The organism is Methylobacterium carpenticola, assembly GCF_042748905.1.
Classification (GTDB): Bacteria; Pseudomonadota; Alphaproteobacteria; order Rhizobiales; family Beijerinckiaceae; genus Methylobacterium; species Methylobacterium carpenticola.
The window spans coordinates 2,092,932-2,115,603 of sequence record NZ_JBHZEO010000001.1; the positions used below are offsets into that span (position 1 = coordinate 2,092,932).

Consider the following 22,672-nt stretch of genomic DNA (forward strand, 5'->3'; position numbering starts at 1 on the left):
CTTCGGGCCAAGCCCTTCAACGGGCCAGAGCCTTCGACGGGCCGCGCCGTGGCGCGGCCCGGGACCGGCGCGTCAGGCCGCGGCGGCGCGGCGCGCGGTCCGCAACGCCGCGAAGATGCTGGCGGGCGTCGCGGGCATGTCGATGTCGCGCACGCCCGCGCCCCGGTCGAGGGCGTCGACGACCGCGTTCATCACGGCCGGGCAGGAGCCGATCGAGCCCGCCTCGCCGGCCCCCTTGATGCCCAAGGGGTTCGTGGTCGAGGGCACGTTGCGCGTCTCGAAGTGGAAGAACGGCACGTCCGCGGCCCGCGGCAGGGCGTAATCCATGAAGCTCGCCGTGAGCAGCTGCCCGTCCGCGTCGTAGACGGTCCGCTCGTGCAGCGCCTGGCCGATGCCCTGGGCCACCCCGCCATGCACTTGGCCGGCGAGGAGGAGCGGGTTCACGATCATCCCGAAATCGTCGCACACCGTGTAGCGCACGACCTGCGTGGTGCCGGTCTCCGGGTCGATCTCGACCTCGGCGACGTGGGTGCCGTTGGGATAGGTCGCGCTCGGCGGCACGAAGTCGCCCTGGCCGGTGAGCCGCTCCTCCGTGGCGCGCGGGAGCGCGGCGAGCGTCGCGAAGTCGATGGCCCGGTCGGTGCCGGCGACGCGCACGGCGCCCTCCGCGATCTCGAGGTCGCCCGTGCCGGCCTCGAGTTCCTCCGCGGCGAGGTCCTTGAGCTTGCCCGCGAGGTCCTTGGAGGCGGCGTGGACCGAGACGCCGCCGACCGGGATCGAGCGCGAGCCGCCGGTGCCGGCGCCGGTCGCGACCCGCGCCGTATCGCCCTGCACCACCCGGATCCGGTCGAGGGGGAGGTCGAGCTGCTCGGCCGCGAACTGCGCATAGGCCGTGGCGTGCCCCTGCCCGTTCGACTGGGTGCCGACATAGACGGTGGCGCCGCCGTCGCGATCGAGGGTGATCCGCACGTCCTCGCCCTCGCCCCAGGCCGTGCACTCGATGTAGGTCGCGAGCCCGATGCCGCGCAGGCGGCCGGCCCGGAGGGATTCGGCGTGGCGCGCCGGGAACCCCGCCCAGTCCGACGCCTCGATGGCGCGGCCCATATGCGCCGCGAAGTCGCCGGTGTCGTAGGTCCGGTCGCCGATCGGCGTGGTGTACGGCATGGCGCTCGGCGGAATGAAGTTGCGCCGGCGGATCTCGTCCGGCGTCAGGCCGGTCTCGCGGGCCGCCCGATCCACCAGCCGCTCGACCAGATAGGCCGCCTCGGGCCGCCCGGCCCCGCGATAGGCATCGACCGGAACCGTGTTGGTGTAGAGGCCGCGCACCCGCACATGCACCAGGGGCGTGCGGTACACGCCGGTGAGCATGGTCGCCCCCAGATACGGGATGTAGGGGCCGAACTGCGACAGGTAGGCGCCGAGATCGCCGACCACGTCGAAGCGCATGGCGAGGAAGCGGCCCTCGCCGTCGAGCGCCACCTCGCCCACCGAGAGGTTGTCGCGCCCCTGCGAGCAGGCGACGAAGTGCTCGCCCCGCTCCGAGACCCACTTCACCGGCCGCCCGAGCCGGCGCGCCGCCTCGGCCGCGAGCGGATATTCGCGGTAGGTGAAGGTCTTGGTCCCGAAGCCGCCCCCGACATCGCCGGTGATCACGCGAAGCTGGTCCTTCGCGATGCCGAGCACGCCCGCGATGGTGTCGCGCAGGCCGTGCACGCCCTGGCTCGGGATGGTGAGCGTCAGCCCCTCCGTCGCCCCGTCGTACTCGGCGACGACGCTGCGCGTCTCCATGTAGTTCGTCACGACGCGCTGGTTCTCGACCTCGATGCGCACGACCCGGTCCGCCGCGGCAAAGGCCGCGTCGGTGGCCGCCTTGTCGCCCATGCTGGAATCGTAGGCGACGTTGTCCCGCGCCTCGTCCCAGACGGCGGGCGCGCCGGGCGCCAGGGCGTTGCGGATGCCGATGGCGGCGGGCAGGACCTCGTAGTCGATGCCGATCGCCTCGACGGCGTCCCGGGCCTGCGCGAGGGTCTCGGCCACCACGAAGGCGATGGCGTCGCCGATATGCTTCGCCGTGTCCTTCGCGAGCACCGGGATATGCGCCAGGTGATTCTGGCTCCCGTCGTCGTTGGGGAGCGGCGCCTGGCACTTGATCTCGCCCAGATCCGCGACCTCGGCGGCGGTGAGCACGAGCTGCACGCCGGGCATGGCGCGGGCGGCGCTCAGGTCCGTGATCCGGAACCGGGCATGGGCGTGCGGGCTGCGCAGCACGGCCGCGTGCAGGCAGCCGTCCGGCGCGTGGTCGTCGCCGTACCGTCCCCCGCCCGTGACGAGGCGGCGATCCTCGACCCGTCGCAGCGGCTGACCGATACCGAACTTGGTGACTGTCATGAGAACCTCGGCGGATGACGCAAGGGTTGCAGTCTGCAGGCAATGCTCGGAACTGATGAGGCCGCTCCCGGACGCCGGGCCGCGCGCGGAGCCCGGCCGGGCGCGGCGGGCTCCATCGGGCCGGGGGACCACCCTCGCGGGCGGGCGCGCTCGGGCAGCAGGGCTCCATCCATGGATCCGTCGTCCTCCCGGACCGGCCGAACCTGCGGGCCGGTCATTTTTGGAGCAGCCTAGCATGGTCGGACAAGAGGCGTCTCGGCCTCCGAGGCCTGGCATCGCGACGCGGCCGGGATCAACGGTCCGATCGCGTCTATCAACCCCACGTTGCGCTCAGCGAGGCCGCCCCGCGACCGGCCTGGCGGATGCCGGGGAATCGGCGCGGCGCGAACCAAGGCCCTTGACGTCCGGGAGCGGACCGTTACCCTCGATTGTAATCCCATCGCCTCGGCGCGTCGTCTCAGCCGCATCGTCTGAGCCGCACCGTCTTGGCAATGCATAAAAATGCCCGGGAGGAAGTCTATGCCGGGATCTGGTGCAGGTGACCGCCTCCATGCGGCCGGGATCGGCTGATGGATCGGTCCGTTCTCTGGCCCGTACGGCGTCCTGTCCTAGTGTTGCTCGCGTTGCTCGGTGCCACGTCGGTCTGCCACGCGGGCGACGTCGAAATCGTGGGCGCGTGGATCGCGCCGGCGGAGAAGCCGGGTTTGGACGTGCCGCTCCAGATGGCCGTCCTCAACCGCGCGGCCGAGGCCGACGCGCTCCTGCGCCTGCGCTGCCCCTTCGCGAATTTCAGCGAGAAGGTGACGGTCGACCGCGGCGGCGAAGGACCGCCCGCCCGGCGCGCGATTCCCACCATCGCGATCAAGGCGGCGGGCGAGACGGTGCTGACCGCCGAGGGCGCCCACGTCATGCTGCTGCAGACCCGCCAGCCGCTCGCGGAAGGCGAGCGCTTCGTCTGCGCGGCGAGCTTCCGAAAAGCAGGCCCGGTGGATGTCGCGGTGGATGTCCGCCGCGGCCCACCCGCACGGTGACGGGACGTCCCGGGCCCTGCGCCGGATCGCCCTGCCCGAGGCTGCCCGGGGCGGGGTGACGACCAGACAGAACGGCAGCCGCCTGGAGGAGACATCGCGATGATCGAACCCAGCACGCCGTGGTCGCGCCACGCCCTCGCTGCCGCCGCGTTCCTGACCCTCGCCGCCGCCCCGGCGCTCGCCGCCGACACCGTCACGCAGGACCGCCTCCTCAACGCCGACAAGGAGGAGGGCAACTGGATCCACCACCACCGGACCTTCGCGGGGCACCGCTTCTCGCCCCTGACGCAGCTCAACCGCGCCACCGTCAAGAACCTCAAGGTCGCCTGGACGCTGCAGCTCGGCGGCATCGAGGGCGGCGGCATCTGGAGCCATGGCGGGCTCGAGGGCACGCCCATCGTCGAGAACGGCTTCATGTACGTCACCGACGGCTGGGGCTCGGTCTACAAGATCGACACCCATGGCGGCGCCGGGAAGTTGCTCTGGAAGATGGATCCCAAGACCGACAAGGAATGGGCCGGCGCGGTGGCCTGCTGCGGCGTGAACAACCGCGGCGTCGCGCTCTGGGGCGACCTCATCATCAGCCACACCCTCGACGGGCGCCTCATCGCCACCAACAAGGAGACCGGCCAGGTCGCCTGGCAGCGGCAGGTGGCCGATCCCGACAAGAGCGAGACCATCACGGGCGCCCCGCTCATCGTGAAGGACATGGCGATCAGCGGCGTCGGCGGGGCGGAATACGGCATCCGCGGCTGGATCGCGGCCACCGATCTCAAGACCGAGAAGGAGGTCTGGCGCACCCACACGATCCCGGGCAAGGGCGAGCCGGGCGCCGAGACCTGGAAGGGCCCCAACGACGCCGCGGTGAGCGGCGGCGGCTCCACCTGGGTGACCGGCACCTACGACCCGGCCACCGAGACGATCGTCTGGGGCGTCGGCAACCCGGGCCCGGACTGGGACAACGCCTACCGGCCGGGAGACAACCTCTACACCGACTCGACGCTCGGCCTCGACGCCGCGACCGGCAAGATCAAGTGGCACTTCCAGCACACGCCGAACGATCCCTACGATTACGACAGCGTCTCGGAGAACCTCCTGGTCGACGCTGCCGGGCGCAAGCTCGCGGTGGAGGCGGACCGCAACGGCTTCGCCTACGCGGTGGACCGCACCAACGGCCAGTTCGTCTGGGCGACGCCCTTCGTCAAGAAGGTCACCTGGACCCGGGGCATCAATCCCGACACCGGCAAGCCCTTCGAGTACGATCCCAACAAGGACGTGCAGACCTACATCGCCGCGAACACGCCGAGCGCCCAGAACAAGAACGCGGATTTCTGCCCCGGCAACATGGGCGGCAAGAACTGGCCGCCCACCGCCTACAATCCGAATCTCCAGCTCTGGTACATACCGGTCATCGAGAGCTGCAACCGGGTCACGCACGAGGAGATGACCACGGCGAGCCTCAAGCCGCGCGAGTTCTTCACCGGCGGGGGACCGACCAACCCGTTCCGCATCACGGGCAGCGTCACCGCCATCGACGTGACGACCGGCAAGGTCGCGGGCAAGCACGAGACGACGTTCCCGCTCCTGGGCGGCATGCTGGCGACGCCGGAACTCGTCTTCACCGGGGAACCCTCCGGCGGGGTGATGGCGCTCGACGCCAAGACCCTGGAGAAGCTGTGGGAGTTCCGCACCGGCGGCGGCGTCAACGCGCCCCCGATGACCTTCATGGTGGACGGCAAGCAGTACGTGGCGATCCTGGTCGGCCTGGGCGGGGCCTGGGACAAGTGGTTCATCGACTCGACGCCCGAGTTGAAGAGCATCCAGCCCGGATCGACCCTCTACGTCTTCGCGCTCTGAGCCATCCCGCATCGGGCGGGGCCCGCGGGCCCCGCCCCCGGAGGAGATCGCCGCATGATGAAACGGCTGGGCGTAGTCCTGCTGGGCGCGGTCCTGGCGGCCGCGCTCGTCCCGGCCTCGGGCCGGGCGCAGAGCGCGCGGGGGGGCGCCGACGAGTTGCAAGTGTTCAAGAAGGCCTGCGCGGGCTGCCACAAGTGGCATGGCGGCGGCGGCGGCGGTTACGGCGGCGACGCCCTGTCGCTGCGCCGAACGGAACTCACCAAGGAGCAGATCGTCGAGGTCGTGCGGTGCGGCCGGCCCGGCACGGGCATGCCGTCCCACGAGCGCGGCGCCTACGACACCGTGCGGTGCTACGATTCCCTGCGCGCCGACATGGGATCGAACCTGCCGCCGGAGGCGGCCGCCTTCCTGCGGCCGGCCGAGATCGAGGCCGTGGCGACCTACGCGGTCGAGCGGCTGAAGGGGAAGGGCGAGCCGACGCTCGCGGAATGCACGGCCTTCTTCGGCACCACGTCCCGGGCCTGCGACATCTACCGCAAGAAGGAGGCGAGCGATGGCGGCGAGACCGCTTCGCACTGAGATCGCGGCCGTGCTCCTCGCGGGGCTGGCCACCGCCGCCGCCGCGGCGCCGGAGCCCAGCGATCTGCGCGACCTGCGGGTCGGCATGCCGGTCGCCGAGATCGCGCCCAACGGCTACGCCGACTTGGTCTGCCGCGACGGCCCGCCGCGCAAGCTTGCCACCTGGGGCGAGTGGCGCAGCTGCCCGGCCGACGCCGCCGGGCACCACGCCATCGGCTTCGCCTATGCGGACGGGACGACGCGCAACGGCACCCGGGTCGGCGGCCACCCGGCCCTGCTGACGCTCCTCGTCGGCGAGGATGCCCGGGTCGACGGCCTCGTGATCGAGACCGACGACGGGGTCCCGCTCTACCTGCGCAAGAAGGGTCATCTCCTCGGCCTTCAGGCGCGCAGCCACTGGGGCGCGGAGGGCTGGACCTGCGCCGAGCAGAAGGCGGCCGGCGACGAATCGCCCCTCGGCGACACCTTCGTGAAGGAGGAGTGCCGCAAGCAGCTGCCCGATCGCACGGTCACGGTGCGCCGCGAACTCTTCCACCATGCCGGCCGGGACCCGCGGGCCTTCGTGAGCCGCACGCGGATCACCGTCGCGGCCCTGCGGTGAGGCTTCGCGGGCTGCGAACCCGCATGGCTCGGCGATGGCAACCGGGACGAGACCGTCGCGGCCGAGCCGAGCCGGACCCGAGCCGGTCAGGCCCGGCGCGGGGCGGCGTGAGCCGCCCTTCGGCCGGGCCGGTCGTCGGCGAGGATCGCGGCCGGACCGTCAGCCGTGGTTGAACACGGTCGTCTTCGTCCTGCTGAAGTCGTGGAGCGCCGCGAAGCCCTTCTCGCGCCCGTGGCCGCTCTTGCCCGAGCCGCCGAAGGGCAATTCGATGCCCGCGCCCGCGCCGTAGCAGTTGACGAACATCTGGCCGGTGCGGACGCGCTTGGCGAGGCGCATCTGGCGGCCGCCGTCGCGGGTCCAGATCGCGGCGACGAGGCCGTAATCGGTGCCGTTGGCGAGGGCCACGGCATCCTCCTCGTCGTCGAAGGGCAGGGCGATCAGGACCGGCCCGAAGACCTCCTCGCGGGCGATGGCGTTGTCGCGCGGGGTCGGCCCGAACAGGGTCGGGCGCACGTAGTAGCCGCCGGCCGGCGCCCCCTCGGCGATCTCGGCCTGCGCCAGGATTGGGATCCCGTCCGCGATGGCGCGGTCGATGAAGCCCTGGACCCGCCGGCGCTGCTTCTCCGTGATGATCGGGCCGCAATCGGGATCCATCTCGGGCGGGCCGACCCGGACCGCCGCGAAGGCGCGGCCCAGCCGGTCGACCACCGCGTCGTAGGCGCTGCGCTCGATCAGCACGCGGCTGCCGGCCGAGCAGGTCTGGCCGCTGTTCTGGATGATCGCCTTCACGATCACCGGGATGGCCGCGTCGAGATCGGCATCGGCGAAGACGATCTGCGGCGACTTGCCCCCGAGTTCGAGCGTGCAGGTGATGAAGTGGTCCGCGCAGAGCTTCTGGATGATCTGCCCCACCTCCGGCGAACCGGTGAAGGACACGAAGTCGACGCCCGCATGCGCCGCGAGCGCGGCGCCCGCGACGGCCCCGCGGCCGGTCACGATGTTGACGGCGCCCGGGGGGAAGCCCGCCTCGGTCACGAGGTCGGCGAGCGCGAGCGCCGTCGCGCAGGCATCCTCGGCGGGCTTCAGCACCGTGGCGTTGCCGGCCGCGAGGGCGGGAGCGAGCGTGCGCCCGAACATCTGGGCGGGATAGTTCCAGGGCAGGATGTGGCCCGTCACCCCGTGCGGCTCATGCGTGACCGAGACGAAGTAGCCGTTGAGGTAGGGGATGGTCTCGCCGTGCAGCTTGTCGGCGGCCCCGCCGTAGAACTCGAAGTAGCGCGCCAGCGCGACGATGTCGGCCCTGGCGACGCTGGCGGGCTTGCCCGTGTCCCGGGCCTCGATCCGGGCCAGCCGGTCGGTGTCGCGCTGGATCAGCGTGCCGAGGCGGGTCAGCAGGCGGCCGCGGTCGAGCGCCGAGGTCCGGCCCCAGGCCCCGTGGTCGAACGCCTCCCGGGCCGCCGAGACGGCGCGGTCGACATCCTCCGGCGTGCCGTCGGCGATCGTCCCGATCACCGCACCGGTGGCGGGTTCGACCACGTCGAGGGTGGCCCCGCCGGAGGAGGCGGTCCACTCGCCACCGATGAAGTTCAGGGGTCGGGAGATGGCAGGGGACATCGGGGCAGGGGACATGGGTGCAGACGGCATCGGGGGCGTGCTCCTCGGGCGGGAGAGCGGCCCGACGGCCCGCACCGGCGGACCCGGGGACGGGTCCGCCGCGGTGAGGTTTCCTCCCGGTGCCGGCGGCGGCGGCGCTCTTGGGGCGGACCATAGCCCCTGCGGCCGGGAGCGTCGAATGGGGCGTTCGCTCCCGCCGCGGGGGGCCGCAGCGCCGCCGCTGTTGAATCTCGCGACGGCCCAGTCATTGATGTTGTGCGCGAACGGCGCGATGACAAAGACCAAGACCGCGCGGTCCCGAGCCGCGTGAAGACAAGACAAGGGGAGGATACCATGGTGGGTTGCGGTGATGGCGCGCGCGCATCGCTGACGCGGCGGGCCGCCCTCGGGGCGATCGGCATCGGCGGCCTCGCGCTCTCCGGCCGGACGGTCCAGGCGCAAGGAGCAAAGCCTCAGGAGATCAAGGTCGGCATCGCCACCTACCTGTCGGGACCCGCCAGCGTGTTCGGCGTTCCCGGCCGGCAGACCGCCGAGATGCTCTTCGACGAGATCAACGCGGGCGGCGGCATCGCCGGCATCAAGGTGCGCCCGATCTTCGTCGACGAGGGGCCGGGGGTCGATCACGTGGTCGGCGAGTACCGCCGCCTCGTCCAGAGCGAGGGCGTGCACGTCGTCTTCGCGGCGATCTCGTCGGCCGACTGCATCGCCTGCGCGCCGCTCGCCGACGAGCTGAAGCGGCCGACCCTGCTGTGGGATTGCGGCACCCAGCGCATCTTCGAGGAGAACCGCTACGCCTTCGCCTTCCGCACCCAGGCCAACGCGACGCCCGAGATCCTCGCGGCGCTCCTCTACCTCCTCAAGGTGAAGCCCGACTTCAAGTCGATCGCCGTCATCAACCAGGATTACGCCTGGGGCCGCGATTCCTGGGACATCTTCCGCACCGCCCTCAACACCTTGAAGCCGGGGGTGAAGGTCGCGGCCGAGCTGTTTCCGCGCTTCGGCGCCACGGATTTCTCGACCGAGATCACCCGGGTGCTGGCCCTGCGGCCGGAGGTCGTCCTGTCCACCTCCTGGGGCGGCGACCTCGACGCGCTGATCCGGCAATCCTCCGACCGCAAGCTGTTCGAGCGCTCCACCTTCGTGATGCCGCTCGCCGAATCCTCCCTGCAGCGGGTCGGCAAGGCGCTGCCGGCCGGCCATATCGTGGGCGCGCGCGGCGACCACTGGTTCCTGCATCCCTCGCCCGACGATCCGGAGCGCCTGAAGCGCTTCACCGAGAGCTACCGCGCCCGCTTCAACGCCTACCCGATCTACCCCTGCTTCCACATGGCCCAGGCGGTCTCGGCCATGAAGGCCGGCCTCGAGAAGGCCGTGGCCGCCAAGGGCGGCGGCTGGCCCACCGACGCCGAGATCGCCGCCGCCTTCACGGGCCTGGAATTCCCCTCGCCCACCGCGAGCGTGCGCATCCGGGAGGACGGGCAGGGGCTGGAGAACCAGCTCATCGGCACCACCCTGCACAGCGAGCGCTACCCCTTCCCGGTGCTCACCGACATGGTGGTGTTCCCCGCCGACAGCGTCACCACGCCGGTCGGCCGCAAGAGCGCGGACTGGCTGAAGACGCTCACCCCCGACCTCGTGGCCAGGGTGCCGCCGGCGCAGGCCTTCCGGTAGGCCGCGGCCCGTGTCCTGGCTCTCCGAGAACGGCCTCCTCGTCGGCCTCGCCCTCCTCGACGGGCTGTCCTACGCCGCCGCCGTGTTCATGGTGGCGGTGGGGCTGAACCTCGTCTTCGGAGTGTTGCGGGTGCTCAACGTGGCGCATGGCAGCCTCTACGCCATCGGCGGCTACGCGGCGGCCTCGCTCGGGCTGTTCCTCGCCTCGCTCGGGGCGCCGCCCTGGGCCGGGCTGCCGGTGCTGCTCGCGGCGGCGATCCTGGTCGGGGTGATCCTCGGGCCGCTGATCGAGCGGCTGCTGCTGCGGCGGATGCAGGACCAGGAGCCGGTGCTCCAGCTCCTCGTCACCTTCGCGCTGTTCATGATCCTGGAGGATCTGCAGAAGCTGGTCTGGGGCGTGCAGCCGGTGGTGTTCGACGCGCCCCTGAAGTGGCTCGGCACCGTCGACGTGCCCTTCGGGACCGACACGATCCCGTTCACGGCCTACCAGCTCTACGTCCTGCCGGGCGTCGCCCTCGCGACGCTCGCCCTCCTCGCCGCCGTGCTGCGCTACACGCTCGTCGGGCGCATGGTGGTCGCGGTGACGGTGGACCGGGAGGCCGCGCGGGCGCTCGGCATCGACGCGGCCAAGGTGACGCTCCTCACCTTCACGGCGGGGGCGGGCCTCGCCGCGCTCGGAGGCGCGCTCGCCGCGCCGACCGTCTCGCTGGTGCCGGGGGTCGGGGCCTCCACCATCGTGCTCTCCTTCGCGGTGGTGGCGACGGCGGGGCTCGGCCAGATCGAGGGGGCGGCGGTCGCGGCCCTCCTCATCGGGCTCGGCCGCTCCTTCGCGGTCTACGTCGCCCCCGAATTCGAGGTGGTGGTGCCCTACGCCATCATGGTGACGGTGCTGCTGTTCCGGCCGCAGGGCCTGTTCGGCGTGGCGGAGACCCGACGCATATGAGCCCCCGTCGCGAAACCCTCCTCGCCCTCGCCGGCGCCGCCCTGGTGCTCGGCCTCGCCTACGCGGTGCCCTGGCTGCGCTTCGTGCTGACGATCGCGCTGGCCAAGGGCCTCGCCGTGCTCGGCATCCTGCTCCTCCTGCGCGCGGGCCAGGTCAGCTTCGGCCACGCCCTCTACCTCGCGCTCGCGGCCTACACGGCGGCCTTCGCCGCCCCGTTCGTGCCGGAGGCGCTGCTGCTCGTCCCGCTCGGGGCGCTCGTCGCCGGCCTCGTCGGCCTCGTGATCGGGCTGTTCGTGGTGCGCTACCGCGAGATCTTCTTCGGCATGCTCAACCTCGCGCTGAGCATGGTGTTCTACTCGGTGCTCGAGAAGTTCTACGCGATCACCCACGGGGCCGACGGCATCCGGCTCGGCCCCGTCACGTTCCTCGGCCAGCGCCTCTCGGGCGAGGCGGCGGAATGGGCGGTGCTCGGCCTCGCCCTCGTGCTGGTGCTCGGCTTCGGGGCCCTCGTGCGGGTCACGCTGCACGCCCCCTGGGGCGAGGCGCTCGCGGGGATCAAGACCCGCGAGACCCGTCTCGACTTCATGGGCGTCTCGCCCCGGCGCGTGCTCCTCGTCGCCTACGCGGCCTCGGCCGTGATGGCGGGCTGCGCGGGCACGCTCATCGCGCTCACCACCCGCCACGTCACGCCGGCGCTCGCCTACTGGACCACCTCGGGCGAACTCGTCTTCATCGCCATCCTCGGCGGGGCCGGCAGCGTGCTGGGTCCGTTCCTCGGAGCCGCGGCCTACGAGCTGACCCGCGTCTACGCGGCGGCGCTCGTCGCCCATGCGTGGCAGGCGGTGCTCGGCCTCGTGCTCCTCGCCGTCATCGTGTTCGCGCCCGGCGGCCTGTGGGGCCTGATCGCGCGCCGGGGGAGGGCCGCATGAGCGCGCTCCTCTCGGCCCGGGATCTGCGCCTCGCCTTCGGCGGCCTCAAGGCGGCGGACGGCATCGACCTCGACGTCGAGGGCGGCGAGTTCCTGGCGATCATCGGCCCGAACGGGGCGGGCAAGACCACCTTCATCAACATGACGACCGGCTACCTCAAGCCGCAGGGCGGGAGCATCCGCTTCGACGGGCAGCCGATCCTCGGCCTCTCGCCGCGGCGCATCGTGGCCCTCGGGGTCGCCCGCAGCTTCCAGCTCCCGCAGCTCTTCTCCGGGCACACGGTGCTGCAGAACGTGGCCCTCGCGGTGGCCGCCCGGGAGGGAAGGCTCGCGCTCCTGGCGCCGCTCCTGCGCCCCGCCTTCCGCGACGAGGCGGCGGAGCTGATCGACCGCTTCGGCCTCTCGGGGGTCGCCGGCCTGCGCGCCGACGCCCTCAACGAGGGCACGCGCAAGCTCGTCGACATCGCCATGGCGGTCGCCCTGCGCCCGCGCCTGATCATGATGGACGAGCCGACGAGCGGCGTCGCGGCGGCCGAGAAGATGGCCATCGTCGAGACCCTGGTGCGGGTGCTGCGCGGGGCGGGCGTGACGGCGGTGTTCGTGGAGCACGACATGGACGTCGTCGGCCGCTTCGCCGACCGCGTGGCGGTGTGGGGCCAGGGGCGCATCGCGGCGCTCGGGCCGCCGCGGGAGATCCTCAACGACCCCGAGGTGCAGCGCACCGTCATCGGCATCGTCCCGGCGGGAGGCGCCCATGCTTCGCCTTGAACAGGCCGCGGTCGAGATCGCCGGGGTGCCGGTGCTGCGCGGGGTGTCCTTCGCGATCCCGCCGGGCGGGCGCGTCGCCCTGATCGGGCGCAACGGCGCGGGCAAGACCACGACCCTGCGCACGCTGATGGGCCTCCTGCCGCTGCGGGCCGGGCGGGTCGTCCTCGACGGGCGAGATGCCGGCGCGATCCCGGCCCACCACCGGGCGCGGCTCGGCATCGGCTACGCCCCGGAGGAGCGCAGGCTCTTCGGCAGCTTCACCGTGCGCGACAACCTGCTGCTGCCGGTGCAGGTGCTCGGCCTGCCCCGGGCCGAGATCCTGCGCCGGCTGGACGCGGTCTACGGCCTCCTGCCCGAGATCCGGGAATTCGGCCCCCGCAAGGCCGCGGGCCTCTCGGGCGGGCAGGGCAAGATGGTGGCGCTCGGGCGGGCGCTGATGGTGGGCACGCGGGCCGTGCTCCTCGACGAGCCCTTCCAGGGCCTCGCCCCGGCGCTCGCCCTGCGCTACGCCGAGGCGCTGGCGCGGCTGCGCACGGCGCTCCCCGACGTCGCGATCCTGATCACCGAGAGCAGCCCCGACCTGCTGCGGGCGCTCGTCGACAGCACCATCGAGATCGAGCGCGGCGAAGTCTCGGCGGCGTGAGCGGCGGGACGCCCGGGGCCGGCGCCCGGGCGACGGCGATCGGCGCGCGTGCCGCCAGGGACGCGTGACCAACGGTCATTGACAATGACCGTTGGTGCCGTTCTCGGATTTTCGCCAAGTCTCTGATCAAGTCCCTGACCAAGTCTCCGATTGGGTGTCGAAAGTTCGAGTTGGTCCAACGGCCCCGTCGATCTCGGGCAGGCCCGAGATCGAGAGAGGACGCGTCAGCATCGGGGGCCGCTGGGATCAGCCGCTTGCGGTGAAGCGGCTGTCGGGCTCCCCGCCGGCGGCTGTCCGCGACCTCATACGGTTTCCGGATGATCGCTTCGCGATGCGGAAACCGGCCTCGCTCAGGCGCCGCGCGGGCTCGTGATACGGTTTCCGAAAGTGATCTTCCGGAAACCGTATCACGCCGGCCCGTAGAGGTGGCAGGCCACCAGCCGCCCGGGCGCGGCCTCGCGCAGGGCGGGCGCCTCGGTCCGGCAGCGCGCGACGGCGTGCGGGCAGCGGGGATGGAAGTGGCAGCCCGCCGGCGGGTTCAGGGGCGAGGGCGGCTCGCCCTCCTGGAACCGCATCGCCACCGGCTGCTCCGGATCCGGCACCGGCGAGGAGGCCTTGAGGAGCTGGGTGTAGGGATGGAGCGGCTCCCCGAAGAGCGAGCCGACCGGGCCGCTCTCCACCACCCGGCCGAGATACATCACCGTCACCCGCTGGCAGAAATGCCGGACCACGCCGAGATCGTGGGAGATGAACACGAAGGCGAGGTTGCGGGCCTGCCGCAGGGATTCGAGCAGGCGCAGGATCTGCGCCTGGACGCTGACGTCGAGGGCCGAGACCGGCTCGTCGGCGAAGATCAGGTCGGGGCCGAGAGCGAGCGCCCGGGCAATGCCGATGCGCTGGCGCTGCCCGCCCGAGAATTCGTGCGGGAATCGGGCCGCCGCGCTCGCCGGCAGGCCGACCTCGGCGAGGAGCCCGGCGACGCGCTCCGCGAGGGCGGCCCCGCGGGCGAGACCGTGGACCCGCAGGGGCTCGCCCAGCGCCTGGCCGATGCGCTGGCGCGGATCGAGGGAGGAGGCCGGATCCTGGAAGACGATCTGCATCCGCCGCCGCAGGCCGCGCATCGCCCCGGCGCGCGCCGCCAGCACGTCCTGCCCGTCGAAGCGCACGAGGCCGCCATCGGCCTCCGTCAGGCGCAGGGCGACCCGGGCGGTGGTGGACTTGCCGCAGCCCGATTCGCCGACGATGCCGAGGGCCTCCCCGCGCGCGACCGAGAACGACACCCGGTCGAGAGCCCGCACCAGGACCGTGCGGGTGACCGGGAAGCCGCGCCGGATGAGGAAGGTCTTCGACAGGTCGCGGACCTCGAGGAGGGGAGCGCCGGTCATGCGGCCCTCACCCAGCAGCGCACCGCGTGCTCCGGCTCGCCCGGCAGGGGGACGAGGGGCGGCCGCTCGCGGCAGCGCTCGATCCGCAGGGGGCAGCGGGACTGGAAGCGGCAGCCCGCCGGCATCTCGGGCAGGGTCGGCACCTGGCCCGGGATCGCCGCGAGGTCCTGCACCCGGTCGACCCGGGGCATCGCCCGGAGGAGCCCCTCCGCGTAGGGGTGGGTGGGGCGGGCGAAGAACGCGCGCACGGGCGCGCTCTCCACGACGTCGCCGCCATACATCACCATCACCCGGTCGGCCACCGAGGCGACGACGCCGAGATTGTGGGTGATGAGCAGCACCGCCAACGCCTCCCGCCGCTGGATGTCGGCCAGCAGCGCCAGGACCTGCGCCTGGATGGTGACGTCGAGGGCGGTGGTGGGCTCGTCCGCGATGAGCACCCGCGGGCCGCAGGCGAGCGCCATCGCGATCATCACCCGCTGGCGCATGCCGCCGGAGAACTGGTGCGGATAGGCATCGATGCGCTCCGCCGCCGAGGGCACGCGCACCCGGTCGAGGAGGGCGATCGCCCGCTCCCGGGCCGCCGCCCGCGACAGGCCGCGGTGGCGCCGTAGGGCCTCGGCGATCTGGAAGCCGATGGTCAGGACCGGGTTGAGCGAGGTCATCGGCTCCTGGAAGATCATCGCGAGCCGGTCGCCCCGCATCGCCTCCCGCTCGCGCTCCGAGGCGGCGAGCATGTCGGTACCGTCGACCACGATGCGCCCGGCGGCGACGCGCCCGACCTTCGGGGCGAGGAGGCCCATCACCGAGAGGGCGGTGAGGCTCTTGCCGCAGCCCGATTCGCCGACGAGGGCGAGGGTCTCGGCCCCGCGGACCGCGAAGGAGACCTCCCGCACCGCGTCGTGCCACGTGCCGCCGACGCGGATCTGGGTGGTGAGCCCCTCCACCCGCAGGAGTTCGGCCCCGGCCGGGGCGGCCGTGCCCCCGCTCGTCGTCCGGGCCCGCGTCGTCGTCGCGGTCATGGCGCCCCCCGCGGGTCGGTGGCGTCGCGCAGGCCGTCGCCGACGAGGTTGAGGCCCACCATCACGGCGAGGATCGCGAGGCTGGGGAAGATCGAGAGCCAGGGCGCATCGAGGAGGTTGTCGAAACCCTCCCGCACGATGCTGCCCCAGGTGGCGGTGGGCGGCGGCACCCCGAGGCCGATGAAGGCGAGGGTGGATTCGGTGCGGATCGCGGTGGCGAGCCAGAGCGAGGCGAGCACCACCACCTCGTCGAGGATGTTCGGCAGGATGTGGCCGAACATGATCCGCAGGTCCGAATAGCCCAGCGCCCGGCAGGCATCGACGAAGTCGCGCTGGCGCATGGCGAGGGTCGAGCCGCGGGCGATGCGGATGAAGGCCGGCACCGCCGTGACCGCGATGGCGAGGATCAGGTTGCCGAGGCTCGGGCCCAGCACCGCCACCAGCATCAGGCCCATGATGAGCTGCGGGAAGCTCAGGAGCACGTCGGTGGCGGCGGTGATGAGCCGGTCGGTCCAGCCGCCGAAATAGCCCGCGGCGATCCCGATCACCGCGCCGAGCACCACCCCGGCGGCGGTGGCGAGGAAGCCCACCGAGAGCGAGATCCGCGCCCCCCAGATCACCCGCGACAGCACGTCCCGGCCGAAGAAGTCGGTGCCGAACCAGTGCTCGGCGGAGGGCGGCGCCAGGGCCGCGAGCGGGTCCTGCTCGTTGGGATCGAAGGGGGCGATCCACGGCGCCAGCAGGGCGAGGGCCACCGCGGCGAGCGCCGTGACGAGGCCGATGACGAGGCCCGGCGAGCGGGTGGCCCGGCGCCACGCGCTCGGGGCGGCGGAGGCGGAGGCGGCGCTCATGGGGGCGCTCATGGAGCCGAGACCCGCGGATCGACGAGGCCGTAGGTGATGTCGGTGAGCACGTTGGCGACCACGATGGCGAAGGCGGAGACCACCATCAGGCCCTGGAGCAGGCTGTAGTCGCGCTGGGTCAGGGCCGTGACGATCAGCTTGCCGAGACCCGGGCGGTTGAAGACAATCTCGGTGAGGACCGCGTTGCCGATCAGCACGCCGAGATAGAGCCCGACCACCGTGACGACCGGGACCAGCACGTTGCGCAGGGCATGGCGCCAGACCACGACCCGCCCCGGCATGCCCTTGGCCCGCGCGGTGCGCACGTAATCCTCGCCGAGCGCCTTCAGCATGCCCGAGCGCGTCACCCGGGTGATGGTGGCGACCATCAGGAGCCCGAGATTGAGCGCCGGCAGCACCAGCGCGCCGAGCCGGTCGAGCAGGCCGCCGGTGCGCGGGGTCGAGATCACCGGAAACCAGCGCAGCTGCACCGCGAAGACGATGAGCAGGAGGATGCCGGAGACGAAGGCCGGGAACGAGACCCCGGCGAGGGACACGATGCGGGCGATCCAGTCGGCGAGCCCGTCCCGCCGCCGCGCCGCCACCACGCCGAGCGGCACGCCGACCCCGACGCCGATCGCGACGGCGGCCAGCGTCAGTTCGATCGTGTAGGGCAGGACGTGGGCGACGTCCTCCAGCACCGGCCGGTTGGTGGTGAGGGAGCGGCCGATATCGCCGGTGGCGACCTGCCTCATGAAGGCGAGGTACTGCGCGAGGATCGGCTGATCGAGGCCGAGCTTTGCCCGCAGGTCGGCCCGGGCCGCCTCGCTCGCCTGATCGCCCAGGATCACGATGGTGGGGTCTCCCGGCACCACCCGCACGAGCACGAACACCACGGTCAGCACCGCCGCGAGCGTCGGCACCGCGAGCAGGAAGCGCTTGAGGATGAACGGGATCATCGGCGTGCCGGGGTTGGGGCGGGCCTCGTTCCCTTCTCCCGGATGGGAGAGGGGCTCGGAATGGAGGATCTCGCGTGGAGACGCGACGGTCCAGGGTGGCGTCGTGCGGGCGGCGGGACGGTGCGATCCCCCGATCCCTCCGCGATGCGGGCTCCGGCACCGGATTCTGTTTCTCCGGCAGGGATTTCCGGGCATCCGTTAAGGCGCGGGGGAAACCCTCTCCCGTGAGGGAGAGGGAATCCGCACGCGTGAACCACGACCTTCGGATGCCGCCACAAGACGCTGCTGCCCTTGCGTCTTTCCCGGAGACGAGCGATGCGCGTCACTTCTTGTCGGTCGCTTCCGTGATCACCGGGCCGAGATGGATCGCGCCCTTGAAATCGTAGCCGTAATCGACCGTCTTCTTGTGGGCCCAGACCTGGAGGCCCTCGGAGAGCGGGACCGCGCAGACCTGATCGATGATCTTGGCCTGGGCCTGCTTCCAGAGCGCCTTCTGCGCCTCCGGATCCGCCTCCGTGCGGGCCTTGGTGATCTCCGCGTCGGCGGCGTTGCAGTGGGAGAAGTTCGTCACCGCGCCGGGCTTGCCCACCGTCGAGGCCGAATCGAAGAACTGCGTCAGGTAGGTGTCGGCGACGGGAAAGCGGGCGGCGGCGTAGTAGACCGCGTCCGAGAGGTCCTTGCGGATCTGGGCGTGGAAGGTCTGGTGGTCGACGACGTCGAGCTTCAGCTCGATCCCGGCCTTCTTGAGCTGGCCCTGCACGATCTGCATCGCGGTCAGCATGGTGGGCAGGCTGGTCTGGATCGCCGTGATGGTGATGCCGTTCGGATAGCCCGCCTCCGCCAGCAGGGCCTTGGCCTTGGCGGGATCGTAGGCGGGGAGCGGCGCCTTCTCGTCGGTGCCGAGATAGCCCTTGGGGATGATCGAGACCGCCGGCTCGGTGACGGTCGGGCCCTTGAACTGCACGATCTGCGCCTGGCTGATCGCGTGGGCGACGGCCCGGCGCACGCGCACGTCGTCGAGCGGCTTGTGGGTCAGGTTCAGGTGCAGGAGCGCCAGCTCCGCCGGGCGCACGATGTCGACCGAGACGTCGGGCTCGCGGCCGAAGCGCTCGGCCCAGCGCTGGTCCTGGCGGCCGTAGACGATGTCGAGCTCGCCCGAGGTGAAGGCGAGGTCGCGGGCGGCGTCGGCCGGGATCAGCCGGTAGAGGACGCCGTCGAGCTTCGGCTTGCCGCGGAAGTAATCCGGGTTGGCGGTGAGCCGCACGCTCTCGTTCGGCTTGTACTCGGCGAAGGCGAAGGGCCCGGTGCCGACCGGCTTCAGCCGGAAGTCGTTGCCGAGCGCCTCGACCGCCTTGCGGCTCAGCACGTTGCCGCCGTGGTAGTTCGCCACGAGGCCGAGCAGCGAGGGCACCGGGTGCTTGAGGGTGATCCGCACCGTGTGGGGATCGAGCGCCTCGACCGTGTCGAAGGCCGCGTAGTCGGTGGAGAAGGACGAGGTCTTCGGGTCGGCGGCGCGCTTGAGCGAGAACACCACGTCGTCGGCGGTCATCTCGCCGTAGCCGCCGTGAAACGTCACCCCCTTGCGCAGGGCGAAGGTCCAGGTGCGGCCGTCCTCCGAGCGGGTCCAGCTCTCGGCGAGGTCCGGCTCCAGGGTCTCGAGGCTGGTCGAGCCCGGCTTGAAGCGCACGAGGCCGTTGAAGATCCAGGAGACGACCGGCTTGTCCTGGGTGGTGGTGGCGCGGAAGGGATCGAGCTGGCTCACGTCGGCGGCGGCCATGCCGATGGTGAGCGTCTTGGCCGATGCCGGGGCCGCGAGGAGGGTGAGGGCCGCCGCGGCGAAGAAGAGACGTCTCATCGTGGTGATCCCCTGGTTGCGTGGCGGCGTGTCGCGTCGCCGGTCAGTGCTCGATCTCGCCCTCCGACCGGGGCGGACCGCCCTGCCATCCGGCGAAGCGCTCGATGCGGAACGGGTGGAGGGGCGAGGCGGAGCGGCCTTGCGTCGCCAGCTCGGCCAGAATCTCGCCGACGACCGGGCCGAGCTGGAAACCGTGGCCGGAGAAGCCGAAGGCATGAAGCAGGCCAGGGGTGGTGGCGGAGGGGCCGATGACCGGGATGTGGTCCGGCATCTCGCCGTCGAGGCCGCTCCAGGTGCGGATGACCTGGGCGTGGGCGAGGTCGGGGACCAGGGTGAGCGTGCGGCCCATGGCGCCGAGCGAGGTCGCGGCCACCGGGCGGGCAAGCCCGTCGGCGACATCCGCGGTGCCGCGCCCGCCGCCGAGGACGACGTTGCCGCGCCGGGTCTGGCGCAGGTAGACGTCGCCGCCCACGACCCCGATCGAGCGGGTCACCAGGATGGGCAGGGGCTCGGTCACCACCATGTTGGGGGCGAGCGGCGCCACCGGCGCGGCCTCGCCGAACCAGCCGGCCACCGTGCCGGCGAAGGCGCCGGCCGCGTTGACGAGGATGCGGCTGCGCACCGCGACGCCCTCGGCCTCGACGGCGAAGCCTGCGCCGTCGTGGAGGGCGTGGCGCACGGGGGCGTGCTCGCGCACCTGCGCGCCGCGGCGGCGGGCGAGGCGCGCATAGGCCGGCCCGACGACGCGCGGATTGGCCTGCCCGTCCGTCGGGGAGAGCGAGGCGCCGACGACCGCCGGGCCGAGCCACGGCATCTCGGCCCGCAGGGCGTTCGGCCCGAGGAGCTGGAGGTCGAGCCCGTGCGCGGCGGCGTCCCGGGCATAGGCCTCCAGCACCGCCATGTCCGCCTCGGACCGGGCGAGCTTGATGTGGCCGGTGGCCTCGAACTCGACGGCCTCGCCGAGCTTGGCGTCGAGGCCGTCCCAGAGGGCGCGGGCGCGGCGGGAGAGGGGCAGCTCCGCGAGGTCGCGGCCCTGCTGGCGGACGCCGCCGAAATTGACCCCGCTCGCCCCCGCGCCGCACAGGCGCTTCTCCAGTACGGCGACCGTGAGACCGGCCTCCCGCAGGGCGACGGCGGCGGCGCAGGCCGCGGTCCCGCCGCCGATGATCGCCACATCGACCTTGAGAGTCTCGACCGCGGGCCGCTCCATCACGCCGGCTCCCGCAGGGGGATCGGCTTGATCGGCGCCTGTCCGCGCAGGCGTCCGACGCGATCGACCGGCAGATCGAGGGCGCGGGCCAGGATCTCGGCGGCGGCGTGGCCGCAGACGCGGCCCTGGCAGCGCCCCATCCCGATCCGGGTCAGGGCCTTGAGGCGGTTCACCTCGCGGGCGTCGCGGTCCCGGGCGGCCGATCGCAGCGCCCCGGCGGTGATGCCCTCGCAGCGGCAGACGATCTCGTCGTCGCGGATCCGGGCGACGAGGTGGTGGGGATAGGGATAGGCGGCTTCGAGGGCGGCCCGGAAGCGGATCTGCCGGGCGAGGCCGCGGTCGAGCCGCGCCTCGCGCGCCGCATCGCGCGGATGGCCGAGATCGGCGAGCAAAGCCCGCGCGGCCCGCTCGCCCAGGAGTTCGGCCATGTCGGCCCCGCCGATGCCGCTGCCGTCGCCCGCGAGGTAGACGCGCGGGTGCGAGGAGCGCCCCTCGGGCGTGCGCTCGGGCTGCCATTGCCGCGTCACGGCATCGAACACGAAGCGGCAGCCGGCGAGATCGGCGGCCTGCGCCTCGCTGCGCAGGCCGAACGAGGCCGCGACCGCGTCGCACGCCACCCGGTGCCGGCGGCCCCGCGCATCCCGCCACGCGATCGCTTCGACCCGGCCCGCGCCCTCGACGGCCAGGTCCCGGACGCCGCCGCGCACGGGCGTGCCGCGCAGGAGGCCCCGCAGCGTGTACCAGAGGCCCTTGGCGAGGGTGGCCGGGATGGCGGCGAGGCCCGGCGCCGCGGCGAGCTTCGCCGCGAGCGGGGTGACGTCGAGCACGGCGGCGAGGCGGATGCCGGCCTTGGCGTATTGATGGGCGAGGAGGGGCAGGAGCGGCCCGGCGCCGACCAGGGCGACGCGGCTCCCGATCGCCATGCCCTGCGCCTTCAGGGCGATCTGCGCCGCCCCGAGGGTGAACACGCCCGGCAGGGTCCAGCCCGGGAAGGGCAGCACCCGGTCCATCGCGCCGGTGGCGAGGATCAGGCGGTCGACGCCGAGACGAGCCTGTCCCTCCGGGCCGAGGCAGTCGAGGGCGAATCCGCCGCCGTCGAGCGGCGCGATTCCCCACACCAGGGTGCCCGCGCGGTAATCGACCCGCGGCGCCAGCGCGGCGGCGAGGCCGTGCAGCGCCCGCGCCCGCCCGGCCTCGAAGCCGTAGAGGTCGGCGGCGGGCCGCTCGGCGCCCGGGGGCGGCTGGCGGTAGATCTGGCCGCCCGCCCGCGCGCCCTCGTCGATCAGGAGCGGGCGCAGCCCGGCCTCGGCGAGGGCCTGCGCGGCCCGCAAGCCGGCGGGACCGGCCCCGAGGATGGCGATGACGGGCTCAGCCACCGGCCTCTCCCGTGATCACGGCCATGCCGGGCTCGACCAGGGTGGTGCAGGCCCGCAGGCGGCGCCCATCCGCGAGACGGACCCAGCAATCCTGGCAGGCGCCCATCAGGCAGAAGCCCGCCCGGGCGCCGGGGCCGAACTCGAACCGGCGCAGGGCCGTGCGGTGCAGCAGGATCGCCCCGATCAGCAGGTCGCCCGGCCGCGCCTCCGCCGGGGCACCGTCGATGGTGAAGGGGATCGGCGCACCGGCGCGGGGTGTCAGGCGACGGAAGAGGCCGGTCACAGCATGTCCTCGTGCCGGCAATTGAGCAGCAGCTCGGCCACGCTCGCCGTGTTGGGCAGGCGCACCAGGGTCTCGACCACGGCCGCGAGGTCCTCCGGCCGGGACATCAGTTGCCGGGGCTGCTTGGTGACGTGGGCGGTCATGTCGGTGTCGACGAAGCCCGGGCAGAGGGCGGTGGCCCGGATGCCGTGGTCCCAGCCCTCGCGCCGCACCGCGTGGGTGAGAGCGACGAGGGCGGACTTCGTCATGGCGTAGCCGGTATTGTCGTTGCGCACCCGCTTGCCCGACAGGGAGGCGAGATTGACGATGCGCCCCTCGCCGCAGGCGGCGAGATGGGGCCACGCGGCCCGGATCACCCGCATCGGCGCCTTGGCGTTCACCGCCCAGAGGGCATCGAGGGCGGTCTCGTCCGGATCGAGGAAGTTCGCCTTCGGGTTGATGCCGGCGGCGTTCACCAGCACGTCCACCCGGCCGAGACGCCCCACCGTCTCGGCCACCCAGGCCTCGGCGCTGCCCGGATCCTGCGCCTCGTAGCGGCAGGCGAGCCAGTCCGTCCCCGCGGGAAGCCGCCGCGGATCGCGCAGTCCCGCGCTGATCCGGTAGCCGGCGCCGGCCAGCCGCTCGGCCACCGCCCGCCCGATGCCCCGCGCGGCCCCCGACACCATGGCGACGCGTCCGGCCGTCTCAAGCATCGCTGCCCCGATCCTTCCGCAACCG

At 72.7% G+C, this 22,672-nt stretch carries 20 protein-coding genes; 9 read left to right on the forward strand and 11 right to left on the reverse strand.

Annotated features, from left to right (window positions below):
* Positions 1–72: 72 nt before the first annotated feature.
* Positions 73–2,388, reverse strand: coding sequence for a xanthine dehydrogenase family protein molybdopterin-binding subunit (locus ACE101_RS09975; protein ID WP_379128622.1), 2,316 nt, complete (start codon positions 2,386–2,388; stop codon positions 73–75).
* 623 nt (positions 2,389–3,011) lie between these two features.
* Between ACE101_RS09975 and ACE101_RS09980 the strand changes: the two genes are divergently transcribed.
* The 4 genes from ACE101_RS09980 (at position 3,012) to ACE101_RS09995 (ending at position 6,456) form a co-directional block, all read left to right on the forward strand.
* Entirely contained in the window at positions 3,012–3,419 is a 408-nt protein-coding gene (locus tag ACE101_RS09980; protein ID WP_379128625.1) for a copper chaperone PCu(A)C domain-containing protein, read from the forward strand.
* Between the two features lie 99 nt (positions 3,420–3,518).
* Positions 3,519–5,276: a PQQ-dependent dehydrogenase, methanol/ethanol family gene (locus ACE101_RS09985; protein ID WP_379128627.1), complete on the forward strand. Its 1,758-nt coding sequence runs from the start codon at positions 3,519–3,521 to the stop codon at positions 5,274–5,276.
* A gap of 54 nt (positions 5,277–5,330) precedes the next feature.
* Positions 5,331–5,855 carry a c-type cytochrome gene (locus ACE101_RS09990; protein WP_379128630.1) on the forward strand — a complete coding sequence of 175 codons (525 nt, stop codon included), beginning with the start codon at positions 5,331–5,333 and terminating at the stop codon, positions 5,853–5,855.
* Complete coding sequence (locus ACE101_RS09995; protein ID WP_379128631.1) at positions 5,830–6,456, forward strand: hypothetical protein; 627 nt, start codon at positions 5,830–5,832, stop codon at positions 6,454–6,456. Before ACE101_RS09990 ends, ACE101_RS09995 begins: the two co-directional genes overlap by 26 nt.
* A gap of 159 nt (positions 6,457–6,615) precedes the next feature.
* Here the strand turns inward: ACE101_RS09995 and ACE101_RS10000 are convergent, their stop codons facing one another.
* The gene (locus ACE101_RS10000) at positions 6,616–8,070 is read right to left on the reverse strand and encodes an aldehyde dehydrogenase family protein (protein ID WP_379128633.1); all 1,455 of its coding nucleotides are present in this window, start codon (positions 8,068–8,070) and stop codon (positions 6,616–6,618) included.
* A gap of 333 nt (positions 8,071–8,403) precedes the next feature.
* Between ACE101_RS10000 and ACE101_RS10005 the strand changes: the two genes are divergently transcribed.
* Genes ACE101_RS10005 through ACE101_RS10025 form a run of 5 tightly spaced genes read left to right on the forward strand, consistent with a single transcriptional unit; the run spans position 8,404 to position 13,023 of the window.
* Positions 8,404–9,741, forward strand: coding sequence for an ABC transporter substrate-binding protein (locus ACE101_RS10005; RefSeq protein WP_379128635.1), 1,338 nt, complete (start codon positions 8,404–8,406; stop codon positions 9,739–9,741).
* Between the two features lie 10 nt (positions 9,742–9,751).
* The gene (locus ACE101_RS10010) at positions 9,752–10,684 is read left to right on the forward strand and encodes a branched-chain amino acid ABC transporter permease (RefSeq protein ID WP_379128638.1); all 933 of its coding nucleotides are present in this window, start codon (positions 9,752–9,754) and stop codon (positions 10,682–10,684) included.
* Positions 10,681–11,613, forward strand: coding sequence for a branched-chain amino acid ABC transporter permease (locus tag ACE101_RS10015; protein WP_379128639.1), 933 nt, complete (start codon positions 10,681–10,683; stop codon positions 11,611–11,613). Before ACE101_RS10010 ends, ACE101_RS10015 begins: the two co-directional genes overlap by 4 nt.
* On the forward strand, positions 11,610–12,380 hold the full coding sequence (locus ACE101_RS10020) for an ABC transporter ATP-binding protein (protein WP_379128641.1): 771 nt from the start codon (positions 11,610–11,612) through the stop codon (positions 12,378–12,380). The genes ACE101_RS10015 and ACE101_RS10020 overlap by 4 nt, the downstream gene beginning before the upstream one ends.
* Entirely contained in the window at positions 12,367–13,023 is a 657-nt protein-coding gene (locus ACE101_RS10025) for an ABC transporter ATP-binding protein (RefSeq protein WP_379128644.1), read from the forward strand. Before ACE101_RS10020 ends, ACE101_RS10025 begins: the two co-directional genes overlap by 14 nt.
* Positions 13,024–13,430: 407 nt before the next feature.
* Here the strand turns inward: ACE101_RS10025 and ACE101_RS10030 are convergent, their stop codons facing one another.
* From ACE101_RS10030 to ACE101_RS10070, 9 genes are all read right to left on the reverse strand, one after another.
* Positions 13,431–14,408 carry an ABC transporter ATP-binding protein gene (locus ACE101_RS10030; RefSeq protein WP_379128647.1) on the reverse strand — a complete coding sequence of 326 codons (978 nt, stop codon included), beginning with the start codon at positions 14,406–14,408 and terminating at the stop codon, positions 13,431–13,433.
* Positions 14,405–15,430, reverse strand: coding sequence for an ABC transporter ATP-binding protein (locus ACE101_RS10035; RefSeq protein WP_379128650.1), 1,026 nt, complete (start codon positions 15,428–15,430; stop codon positions 14,405–14,407). The genes ACE101_RS10030 and ACE101_RS10035 overlap by 4 nt, the downstream gene beginning before the upstream one ends.
* A complete protein-coding gene (locus ACE101_RS10040) occupies positions 15,427–16,281 on the reverse strand; it encodes an ABC transporter permease (RefSeq protein WP_379128653.1) in 855 nt (284 codons plus the stop codon). Before ACE101_RS10040 ends, ACE101_RS10035 begins: the two co-directional genes overlap by 4 nt.
* Before the next feature lie 8 nt (positions 16,282–16,289).
* The gene (locus ACE101_RS10045; protein ID WP_379128654.1) at positions 16,290–17,231 is read right to left on the reverse strand and encodes an ABC transporter permease; all 942 of its coding nucleotides are present in this window, start codon (positions 17,229–17,231) and stop codon (positions 16,290–16,292) included.
* 322 nt (positions 17,232–17,553) lie between these two features.
* The gene (locus ACE101_RS10050; protein ID WP_379128656.1) at positions 17,554–19,086 is read right to left on the reverse strand and encodes an ABC transporter substrate-binding protein; all 1,533 of its coding nucleotides are present in this window, start codon (positions 19,084–19,086) and stop codon (positions 17,554–17,556) included.
* Positions 19,087–19,129: 43 nt separating this feature from the next.
* Positions 19,130–20,296: an NAD(P)/FAD-dependent oxidoreductase gene (locus ACE101_RS10055; RefSeq protein ID WP_379128658.1), complete on the reverse strand. Its 1,167-nt coding sequence runs from the start codon at positions 20,294–20,296 to the stop codon at positions 19,130–19,132.
* Positions 20,296–21,672 carry an FAD/NAD(P)-dependent oxidoreductase gene (locus ACE101_RS10060; RefSeq protein WP_379128660.1) on the reverse strand — a complete coding sequence of 459 codons (1,377 nt, stop codon included), beginning with the start codon at positions 21,670–21,672 and terminating at the stop codon, positions 20,296–20,298. The genes ACE101_RS10055 and ACE101_RS10060 overlap by 1 nt, the downstream gene beginning before the upstream one ends.
* The gene (locus tag ACE101_RS10065; protein WP_379128662.1) at positions 21,665–21,955 is read right to left on the reverse strand and encodes a (2Fe-2S)-binding protein; all 291 of its coding nucleotides are present in this window, start codon (positions 21,953–21,955) and stop codon (positions 21,665–21,667) included. Before ACE101_RS10065 ends, ACE101_RS10060 begins: the two co-directional genes overlap by 8 nt.
* Positions 21,952–22,647, reverse strand: coding sequence for an SDR family NAD(P)-dependent oxidoreductase (locus ACE101_RS10070; protein ID WP_379128665.1), 696 nt, complete (start codon positions 22,645–22,647; stop codon positions 21,952–21,954). The genes ACE101_RS10065 and ACE101_RS10070 overlap by 4 nt, the downstream gene beginning before the upstream one ends.
* Positions 22,648–22,672: the final 25 nt, after the last annotated feature.